Below are 9,996 nucleotides of genomic sequence, written 5' to 3'. Positions count from 1 at the left end.
AGTTTTTAAAGCTACAAAGTGCTTTAGATAAACGTTTTGGACAGGATGCCATTCATAAACAAGACTTTGACTTGTCAAAAGCAATATCCAAAAATCAGCTTCAAGATAAAAAGCTTGTGAATGAGCTTCAAACAGCAGTTAAATTTTTGCAACAGAGACATACACAAGAGCTAAAAAATGTGATAGCGCAAACAAAGTCAAAAGATGTTACGCGATAAAGAAATTTAGAACATTAGAAACTTGTTATTATAACTAATTCAATCCACACATAAGAAGGTAACTAAAGGAGGTTTACTATGAGCGTAGCCGTAGATTCAAAAGATGTTGTTCGAGCAAATATAGATAAGAAGTTGAAAAAAGAAGCCGGTGAAATATTAGCAAGTTTAGGACTTACGGTGTCTGATTTTATACGAATTTCCTTAGCTAAAGTTGTTGATGAAAGAGGATTACCATTTGATATGTCTATTTCTAATGCGAAAACGCTTAAAACTTTTGAAAAGAATGCAAATGGATAAGATGTATACTTTGCGAAAGATATGAATGAGTTATTTAAGTCCTTTCGACGCTTTTTAAAAAGTATCACGGCGTTTGAAAGGATCGTAATAGATTTCTGTTACACGAAATTTTCCTTCGAGGCGTTTGCATTGGATGATGACATCTATCATCGAGATTAATAAGCCGCGGATATCATCGCGTGCTAAATTACCACCACCGTCACTTTCTTTGACAAGAAGGGTCATTTGTTCGAAGGCTGCAAGTGCTGTTGAGGCGTGGACGGTTGTAATGGAGCCGGGGTGACCAGAATTGACATTACGGATATAGTAAAAGGCTGTACCATCACGCAGCTCTTGTAGAAGGATTCTGTCGGGGCGCATGCGTAAGCCAGATTCAAGCAGTTCTTTTGCGCCTGCTTTTGCTAAGCCTTGGTTATCTTTTGAATAAAAAAGTTGGACTTTGTTGGCGTGCGGAACGACAAGTTCTGGCGTGTCTTCAATGGTGAGAATTCGTTCATAGTCAGGGATTTTTGCAATTAAGGCTTTAGAGAGGGTTGTTTTCCCGGAACCGGTTTTTCCCGATATTAAGATGTTTTGTTGTGTAATAACGGCGCGTTCTAAAAATGTACAAAAGTCTTTGGCGATAAAGAGATCTGTTAGCTCTTTGTCTGTATCAGAGAGTTCGGATAACCGTTCTGTCATTTGTTGCGTGGGTGTGAAACTGGTGTTTTGGGCGACAGAAAACAGATTGTTTTCATGTAAACTTTCAAGAGAAAAAGTGCGTGATGAAGGTTTACGAATGGTCATGCTAATGGTATTGGCTGCAACAGCTGGAGGCATAACAATTTGTATGCGTTCGTTGTTTGGCAGTGTTGCGGAGAGAACGGGATTTTCTACACTGATTTTTTGTGTTGTGTAGGCAGCAACAACTTTTGCAATCCCCTCTAGTTCGCTGTAGGTTAGTTCTTTTAAGATGTGGGTTTGCCAACCATTGGGACCCTCAACGATTACTTCGCCGGGGCGATTGATAACAATTTCAAATAAATTCTCATTATTGAGGAAGTCATCTAAGATCTTTAATTTTGTTAAGACGATGGAAGCTCGTTCTGCATTTTTTGCTGAGGGCATAATGTGACTTTATTGACTTAATGAAAAAAGGAATAGCTGGGAGTAGAGCGGTTACTTTTGCTTTTTACGGTTAGTTTATAGACAGATGAAAAATCGAGATCTCTTGCTACAAAGATGTTGACGAGTTCGCCTTGAAATTTTTCTAGGGTAGGGGGGATGTTGATTTGATTTTCAAGAGCAACGGTGGCTGTATCTTTTCCGATATTGCTTGCTTCAGAGCTGTTGAAACCACCACCTGAGTTAGAATTGCCTTTCTTTTTATTGGTTAGGTTTGTTGTAATGCTATCAACAACGGTGAGTAATAATGCTGAACTGAAGCGTTCCCACCAATGGGTGTTGACGTTGCCGTCAAAACCAGCTCTCCCTAAACTGTCAGTTGCGGGAGATGCAAGATTGATGATGACACCGGTTGGTGTTTTTGCTCTTGTCCAGAGCACAAAGAGGCGAGATTGACCTTTTTTAAGCCCTCCTCGGTATTCTCCAACGACTTGGGTTCCTTTATCAAGCAAAACAACGCGCCCATTGTCAGAGAGGATATCACGGTTGATGATGCAGCTTGCAAAGCCTGGTTGGTCACTGTTTAATGCCGTTTCTAAGATACAGGGGATAGAGGTTCCCATGGCGATGATAAAGTTTCTATTTCCCATGATCCCAGCTCTTGTACCTTCTATTTTTGTAGGCTTTAGAAGTGAGGAAAAACTTTGTGAATCATTGTTAGGAGTTTCACTTATATTATTACTATAGTTATTTCTCGGTATTTGAGTTGAAGAAGGGTGGGGATTGCTCGTAAAAGCCAATACTGGAGAACGTTGTGCTGCATCAAGTAAAGGATCATGTTCAACTATTTTTTCTGGTGTTGGTGATGGTGTTGGTAGTGTAATTGGAGCAATTTTTGCTTGTGATTCAGCGGAAACTAATTCTAAGGGAGTAACTGAGTTATTAAATTCTTGTTTTTTATGGATATTTGCCGTGTCTTTTGATGTTGGTGGTGTTGAAAATATATTCCAAAGCACATATGCGCAAAATCCTACAAAAGCTATAATAATGATTATTTTTTTTGTATCCGATTTTGATGTATTATTTTTGCCATCTCCAATAGATCCTCGATCGTCGATGATTGATTTATCACTCATGTGTTGTCCTCTTCAATTCCCGCTTATTTAAAGATCTGATGCAATTTTACGTTCAACAGATGGTGAGGTTGTTCCGGTATTTGGATTTGTGCCTTTTGGTTGATAGGCTTCGTTAAAGACGCATAGGACGTTTTTTCCCTGTCTTAGGGTGAAGCGTGCGCTAATGGCGTGGACAATCACCATGTTGCCTCTTGTGGTTTTGGGAACCAGCGATTCTGTACCGTCATTGCTGACAATATAAATGGCAGGGATTTCTTGGTTGTTTGGAAATGTAAATGTTGTGGTTTTGCCATTGTCATAAACGGAGGAGGGTTCGAGAGTGATAGAGCCTTGAGTGGTGTAAGCCCAATTGCGAGGTCCGTATATTTCATAAGCGTTGAAGACATTATCAATCCGTTGGGATTGTTGTTTTTCTTGTCGCATAAGGGCTGCGAGTCTTCTTTGTTCTGCTTCTTCTTGTGGGTAGCGAAATTTCACAAGGAAATATGTTTCTTGTCCAGATGAAATTTCCCCATCTTTGATCGTAAGTTCAAATTGATAGGAGCGCTTTGAGCCATCAAGCTTTGTGGTGACGACTTGGAGATTGGTAATGGGTTGGACTTCTCTTGCTTTAAGGAAAAGAATATTGCCAGCGGGGGCGACTTCCCATGCAACACTGTTGCCAATTGCCACATGGGCAATTTCTTCATTGGGAGAAAATTCTATTTGTACCGATGAGCGTATGGAGCCAATAATTTTTGTAACATTATAAGCATCATAATTGATAAAGCGAATGCGGCTATCGCTTGGCGCGCGGGTGGGAAAAATACTGGCATGGCTAGGCGTTAAAGAAAGGGTGATAGCGATGTTAAGAATGAGAAAAAGAATTTTTTTTGTCATGATCAGTTGACCACTTCCGGATCGGTTCTATATTCATTAACAATAAACCCTAGGGGATTTATCAAACGGTTTTGGACAGATATAGGGGCATTGGTATATTCAAAGGTGAGGGTTGCAACCCAGTGGGTGATGAATTCTTTGTTGTTGTCGTTGTTACGCACAGTTCTGTAGTAACGCACTTGGGCGACATTTTCATTGATAAAAGAAATTGATTTTATTGTTATTGTAACGGTGGCGTTTTTATAAAGAATTTGAGGGCTTTGGGGATTTTTTGCTCCGTACCATCCAGCAAATCTTTCTCGTTCTTCAGGAGAGGAGAGGAGAGAGACGGTTTCGAAGTTATTTTGCGTTTCTTCTACGGCGAAACCTTCACGGGAGCGGACGTATTTTGCGGCAAAATAGCGTGTGATTGCTTCGTCGACATTGGTGGGACCTTCTTTTAAGGCTTCCACAACTTCGGTGATGCCGGTTGAATTGTCAACGCGGATGACAAAGGGTTCTACGGTTTTAAGGGGCGTGAGGGTGATGACCGCGAGAGAAGACATTATTGCAACAGCAACGGCTATGCCGGCGATTGCAAGCGAGATGCGGGTGGTGCGGCGTGAGGCGAGCATGCGATCTTGATCGAACGAGCGTGCTTCAGCAATATATTGTTCTACGGCGTTTTCTTTCATGCTTTTTGCCCGCAATTTTTGTAAGACTTCATTTCTTCGTCCGTTAATTTTTGTGCCAAAAGCGTTTCAAGTTTGCTCTCTTTCACGGATGATTGTGTATTGCCACTTATGATAATAGGTCTTGGAGTGGGCTTCTTCCCTTCCCAATTCCACATTGATCTGTTGAGTGGACGTTTAGAATATCCATCACACTTTGGGAGTGATTTCAGCGTGTTTGGTGAAGACATACAGCCACTAAGAAAAAGAAATGGCAAAATAATCCCAATTTTTTTTAAACCCCGCATTTGTGGTATTAACCTCCTCTAAATTTTGACGCCAAACCTCTTAGACCGCTAACACCAGAACGAGCGGCTGCAAGAGCACCACGTCCAGCTGCTCTACTAGAATGGTGAGCTAAATGTGTTGATCCTGTAAGAGCTGCTCCTCCAGAAGCTAAAGCAGAGGCAATTCCGGGTAAATGGATGAAAAGATAAATCCCACCAATGCCAATAACCAAAAATTGAAGTAAAGAAAACATGATATCTGTAAGGTCACCTTTAAGGATTTCCATTGCAAGACTTACATACACGTTACCAAGCAACACGACTAATACTTGCAAAATGATGAAGTTTGCCAATTGACCTAACCACGCTTCTGTAAAACGTCTTGTTGCTGAAAATAGACCAAAACCTATAAATATTGGTCCCACTGATATGACAAGAAATGATCCAAATTTAGCAAATATTGTGACGATAAAACCAATGGTGCAAAAAACCCCAGAAATAATTAAGCAAATAAGACCAGCAATCCAGTTAACAATATACGTACCAACTTCAGTCCATCCGTTGTATTTATTTGCTGCGTCAAAGGCGTGCGCATAAGCATTTTGTATCATATTGTCCCAGACATTCTTATCAGAAATTGCACCTTGTGTAGCATTTGAAATGGCATTAGGCAGATCAGTGAAAAATATATTTGTAACCCATGTGTTATAGTTAGCGGCTCTTGTGGTGAGTGTAACGATGATGCCAAGTTTGAAAGTTGTTGCTATAAAATCCCATAAGGGCATAGAAGAACGCCCATACATAATGTTGTAACCTATAAATGCTATATAGATTATACAAGCTGATTGAAGAGGAACAGATAAAGCGCCTGAAAGATTGCTAATAGTTTTATCCATTATATCTGTAAGAGCCTTCATTAAACGCTGATCTATCATGGTAAATAATTCTTTTGTTACCATTGGATATCCATTTTATAATTTTTTTTAATACTTTTATTCCTGATTGTTATAATAATTTTTATGGATCGAAATTGTTTTCGCTTTTTGCTTTAGCTCTCCTTTTTTCATATTCAGCGTTTCTCTTAGCTTCTTCTTCTTGTTGTTTTTTCTCAAATTCTTCTCTACGTTTACGATTTTCTTCGTCAATTTTTGCCCGACGTTCTTCATGAATTTGATGATCGGCTAATCGTGCATTTTGACAGTTTTTCGAATTTCCTGTAAATCCACATCTCACCGCCCATTCTTTAAGTAAATTTTCATCTTTCTTAAAATCTTCTACACTGTAGGTTTTTTCACATCCAGCGGTGATCAGCCCTGTGCTAAGTAGTAGTGCTGCGATAATAACTTTGTTCATGATTAAGTCCCTCTTTAACTTTTAATGACCGCGAAGTTGATTTGCATAATCTTGGTATCTTTTACTAGCTTCTTCTCTAATCCGTATTGCTTCAGCTTCAGATTGAGCTTGTTGAATCATAGAAGTAGCTTGAGTTTGTAAAGCCTCTGCTTGTAATATTGCTTGTATAGCTGCTAATTGTGTTTGAGCGTCTTGAACTTCAGCAGCGGTTTTAGCATTTTTGAGTTTTTCAATAATCTTACTAATGGCTTCTTTCTTTTTATCGGCATCTTCGTAAACAGCTTGCCCTGTTGCTGCTTGTCCTACATTGCGATTGTGCAATTTTTCCACTTCTTGCTTGTAAAAGGCATCAACTGCTTCTTTTGATCCTCCACCACCCGATGGTTCTTTGTATAAAAGTTTTTCTTTCCATTTTTCAGTGTTTCCGCTACCACCCCCGGTGCCATCTATTGATTGTTCTAAATGATTAAAATCAGAGGGGAGAGCAGCATTATTTCCTTGCTTGTTGAGCAATTCTTGAAGAGCAGACAAATCTGTTTTTCCATTCAAGGAGTTATATAATTGTTTCGCTTGATCGAGTTGGCTCTTTAATTGGTCAAGCTGTTGTCTGCCTTGTTGAATTTGTTCTTGCAATTTGTTAAGTTGTTGTGTGCCTTGCTGGACTTGTTTCATTATTTGTCCAACAGCCGCGGGATCATATACCATGATAGCAAAGGCATTTGTTTGAAAGCCAAATGAAGCTGCATAGACGGCTGTTGCCAATAAAAGTTTTTTCATTGTTTTGACCTTTCTTGGAAAATAGGAAGCCATTTTTCTGGAGATTGTCCAACTTCATCCATAATGGTCTCTAAAAGTTCAATGTTCTTGGTGGTGCCACTTAAAATGGCTATTTCATCATCAAAGCCCCGTAAGTTCAGTTCTGCGACAACTGAACTTTGTCCTTGTTTGATGAGAAAACGCCGTGACTCACGGCTTAATTCTGCTTGTATCAGGTTAAATTCTCTGTCCGATAATTTAAAACCTTCTACATAATCCCCATGATTGCCCTTTTGGTTGGGAAAATAAATCTGTGTTGGACATTGCTCTATAATGGTGTGGGCAATGGTCGAATTAATCGCATCTTTGGGAGATTGTGTCGCAAACAATATCAAACCATTTTGTTTACGAATAGTTTTAAGTCTATCTTGCGCAAAGGCTTTAAAGGAATCGTCTTCTAGCGCTTTCCAAAACTCATCAATGACAATGATAATACGACGTCCATCAATCAGAGACAAAATCCTATGAAAAAGATACATCATTAATGGGGGACGAATTTCATTATTGTCTAAAAAATCCGTCATGTCATAACCAATAAATTTTGCGTCAATGCCAATGTCGTCATCAGGATTGTCAAAAACCCACCCTAAGGCATTGCCTTTACACCATCTTTCTAAACGACCCGCTATCCCCTCCCTATGCGTGGTGTCAAAAAACATTTGTAAGGCGGAGATCGTCCGTTGTTCTTTGGGTAATAAGGCAAGCTGGTCAACAGCAGCAGAAATATCTTGTCTTTCCGCTTCACTGATCTTTTGATCTTCAGAAGAAACAAGCTTTATAATCCATTGCCGTAAAAAAACTTTATCTGCGGGATTGTTATAGTCTAAGCCTTTTAGCGGCGCTATGCCCGTTGGTTTACCATTCTTCAAGGGCATATAAGTGCCGCCACCCGCTCTGACAAAAAGTTCTGCACCCCGATCTTTGTCAAAAAAGACCATATTGGGATCATGCTTTTGAAGTTGTGCTAAAAGAAAATTGACAATAACCGTTTTCCCAGAACCAGAGGGACCACAAACAAACGTATTGCCTAAATCACCAAAGTGAAAGTTAAAATAAAACGGTGAACCAGCAGAGGTTTTCATCAAGGCTACCGCCGGTCCCCACACATTGCCATCTATTTTTCCAACCGGAAAAGAATGAAAAGGAGAAAGCGCTGCATAGTTGCGGCTTGTTATTGCACCAGAGCGGGTGCGATAAGCATAATTGCCAGGCAATTGTGCCCACCAAGCCGCCGCTAACCCTAAATCTTCCCGCGCAATGACAGCCCCACCATTCGTAAGATGAGAACGCGCTTTGGCAAGATTATCCGCTAATTCTTGCGGCGTATCAGCAAAAACTGCCAATGATAAATGATGTTCCCCTAAAACAAAACGATTGGATTCAAGATCATCAAGCGCATCATCAAGTTCCATAATTTGTGAACCTGCTCGATCTCCTGCATTGACCATTTGGTTTTGTTTGCGCCCCATAATCTGTTTGGCAGCATTTTTGCTCTTGAAAACAAAAGATTGGGTGAAAATAAATTCAAAGGGAAGGGTGAGCAAACCATCCGCCATGCCTACCCTGGTTTTTGCTGGATATTCTTTCCAACCAAACATGCCCGCAAACCGCTGTGCCGCCTCGGTGCGTATTTCTATGATCTCTTTCCCAAAAATGAGACGGTCTGAGTAAACAGTCGAAGCTATCGTCCCCCATGTGAGAGGGATCCGTTCACGACGACCTCCCACCAATTGGTGGATAAACTCACTTTGCTGCGAATAAATATTACCTTCATGTTCATAAAGGCTCAGTCTTTTTGCACCATAACGCTCTAAATTTTGAATAAGATCTGTGGTAATATCTTCAAGCTTGCGAATGGACTCTGCATCAACTTCTGTCTTTTCTTGCTTGGCTTTGCCTAAACGTTTGAAAAACTCCACTAATTTATCCGTTTGATCAACGTGTGGATTCCACAAAATAGAAAGATAAAGATCATTGCGATAAAGCTCCTGTGAAACCATCCGCTCGCGATATTTATCATCTAATTGCTTGGCAAATGCCGATCTAAAAGTCCCATCCGGATAAACAGTTTCACGCTTTCTGATAATATGGCTATAAAGCGCTATCCGTTCATCCGCTATGTTTTTAAACAGATTGTTGAGCTGTTCGTGAAGCACATTCAGATCAATAATATCCGCTGTCTCAAAGTTAATGCCTTCAAGTTTAATAACGCTCATGAGAGCGCGTGAATCCAGCGCAATGATGTGTTTGTTGACATGGCGCACGTAAGGAATGATCGCCTCTGGCTGCTTTTCACGTTTGCGCTCTGTTCTATTCATTGTAATTCCTCATAATTACGAATTAATCGTAATGGAGAAATACTTCCCCCACCCCATAGACTCGAATTTCTGGCAAAAATAGATGTCTTTTGCCATGTCAGAAGAATACGAAATTTGTTATGGTCATGCTTTAGGATTTCCTTGAATATGAAATGCAGCATCACACCAAAGGTGATAAGAAAAATATTGCCTGCCATAATGAACAATATCATCGTTCCTATTACATTTAATCCCATAGCTTCCACCGTCACGCCCGCAATCATTGCAGGGCGTGTGCAAGCAAGAAATAACGTATCTTCTGTTAGCTTGTCGTGCTCTTTCATGGCTTTGAAAGGCTAGAGTCAAGCGAATTAAGACATAAACATTGATGCGATTTGTGGTGCACCAAAAACAATGCCGATGCCAACACAAACAAAGAAAGCTTTACGCATTTCAACATAACCAGCAATCCATGCAAGCCCAATACCAGCAACCGCAATGGTTGCAATCGATTTTGCAATGTTTCCTGTTAAAGCTTTGACTAATTGATCAAGAGCAGTTTCAACTTTTCCAAAGTCACCTGCGGCAAATGCTGGCTCACTCAGTGCGATGAAGGCAATAAACAGCATCAATGCTGCTGTTAACCATTTCTTTTGTGTGTTGGATAGAATAGTTTTTTGTAAGGTATGTTCACAACTGAACGAATTATTCATGTTTTTCATGAAAATTTCCCCGCTTTATGTTTAAGTTGATAGAAAAATTAATATTCAAAATATTAATCGGGAATCATATAAATGAAAAAATAAATTTTTCTATCGATAAATTAATAATATTTAATCTTTTATTATTTAATAAACAAAAAATATAGTAATATTCAAAATGATACTTTTAAAATATCTTCGAGCAGCGCCTAAATATATTGTCTTAATTTTTATTATTATTTTAGGATACTTTTATTT

At 39.6% G+C, this 9,996-nt stretch carries 12 protein-coding genes and 1 pseudogene; 2 read left to right on the top strand and 11 right to left on the bottom strand.

Going from position 1 to position 9,996, the window contains the following annotated elements; genetic code table 11:
• Positions 1-218, top strand: a pseudogene (locus ACFIL2_RS06625) (adenosine monophosphate-protein transferase); the annotation flags it as partial.
• 78 nt (positions 219-296) lie between these two features.
• Positions 297-515 (top strand): type II toxin-antitoxin system RelB/DinJ family antitoxin, encoded by a 219-nt coding sequence (locus ACFIL2_RS06620; RefSeq protein ID WP_375640345.1) that lies wholly within the window; start codon positions 297-299, stop codon positions 513-515.
• A 54-nt stretch (positions 516-569) separates the two neighbouring features.
• Here ACFIL2_RS06620 and virB11 read toward each other — a convergent pair whose 3' ends face one another.
• From virB11 to ACFIL2_RS06565, 11 genes are read right to left on the bottom strand one after another with little or no spacing between them, the layout of a single operon-like run.
• Complete coding sequence (gene virB11 / locus ACFIL2_RS06615; protein ID WP_375680446.1) at positions 570-1,622, bottom strand: P-type DNA transfer ATPase VirB11; 1,053 nt, start codon at positions 1,620-1,622, stop codon at positions 570-572.
• A 17-nt stretch (positions 1,623-1,639) separates the two neighbouring features.
• A complete protein-coding gene (gene virB10 / locus ACFIL2_RS06610; RefSeq protein WP_375680445.1) occupies positions 1,640-2,755 on the bottom strand; it encodes a type IV secretion system protein VirB10 in 1,116 nt (371 codons plus the stop codon).
• Positions 2,756-2,782: 27 nt separating this feature from the next.
• A complete protein-coding gene (virB9, locus tag ACFIL2_RS06605) occupies positions 2,783-3,634 on the bottom strand; it encodes a P-type conjugative transfer protein VirB9 (RefSeq protein ID WP_375680444.1) in 852 nt (283 codons plus the stop codon).
• Between the two features lie 2 nt (positions 3,635-3,636).
• On the bottom strand, positions 3,637-4,308 hold the full coding sequence (locus ACFIL2_RS06600; protein ID WP_375680443.1) for a virB8 family protein: 672 nt from the start codon (positions 4,306-4,308) through the stop codon (positions 3,637-3,639).
• Positions 4,305-4,592, bottom strand: coding sequence for a type IV secretion protein VblB7 (locus tag ACFIL2_RS06595; protein ID WP_375678759.1), 288 nt, complete (start codon positions 4,590-4,592; stop codon positions 4,305-4,307). Before ACFIL2_RS06595 ends, ACFIL2_RS06600 begins: the two co-directional genes overlap by 4 nt.
• 8 nt (positions 4,593-4,600) lie before the next feature.
• On the bottom strand, positions 4,601-5,530 hold the full coding sequence (locus ACFIL2_RS06590; protein ID WP_375678760.1) for a type IV secretion system protein: 930 nt from the start codon (positions 5,528-5,530) through the stop codon (positions 4,601-4,603).
• A 58-nt stretch (positions 5,531-5,588) separates the two neighbouring features.
• Positions 5,589-5,924 (bottom strand): EexN family lipoprotein, encoded by a 336-nt coding sequence (locus tag ACFIL2_RS06585; protein WP_375678761.1) that lies wholly within the window; start codon positions 5,922-5,924, stop codon positions 5,589-5,591.
• Positions 5,925-5,945: 21 nt separating this feature from the next.
• Entirely contained in the window at positions 5,946-6,701 is a 756-nt protein-coding gene (locus tag ACFIL2_RS06580; protein WP_375678762.1) for a type IV secretion system protein, read from the bottom strand.
• The gene (locus ACFIL2_RS06575; RefSeq protein ID WP_375680442.1) at positions 6,698-9,058 is read right to left on the bottom strand and encodes a VirB4 family type IV secretion/conjugal transfer ATPase; all 2,361 of its coding nucleotides are present in this window, start codon (positions 9,056-9,058) and stop codon (positions 6,698-6,700) included. The genes ACFIL2_RS06580 and ACFIL2_RS06575 overlap by 4 nt, the downstream gene beginning before the upstream one ends.
• On the bottom strand, positions 9,055-9,381 hold the full coding sequence (locus tag ACFIL2_RS06570; RefSeq protein ID WP_375680441.1) for a type IV secretion system protein VirB3: 327 nt from the start codon (positions 9,379-9,381) through the stop codon (positions 9,055-9,057). The genes ACFIL2_RS06575 and ACFIL2_RS06570 overlap by 4 nt, the downstream gene beginning before the upstream one ends.
• Before the next feature lie 27 nt (positions 9,382-9,408).
• Positions 9,409-9,759 (bottom strand): TrbC/VirB2 family protein, encoded by a 351-nt coding sequence (locus ACFIL2_RS06565; protein ID WP_375680440.1) that lies wholly within the window; start codon positions 9,757-9,759, stop codon positions 9,409-9,411.
• Positions 9,760-9,996: the final 237 nt, after the last annotated feature.

It is taken from the genome of Bartonella sp. AP30XZML (assembly GCF_042195945.1).
In the GTDB taxonomy this organism is placed as follows: Bacteria; Pseudomonadota; Alphaproteobacteria; order Rhizobiales; family Rhizobiaceae; genus Bartonella.
Note: the sequence above shows the minus strand (reverse complement) of the source record. Positions and strands in the feature narration are given on the sequence as shown.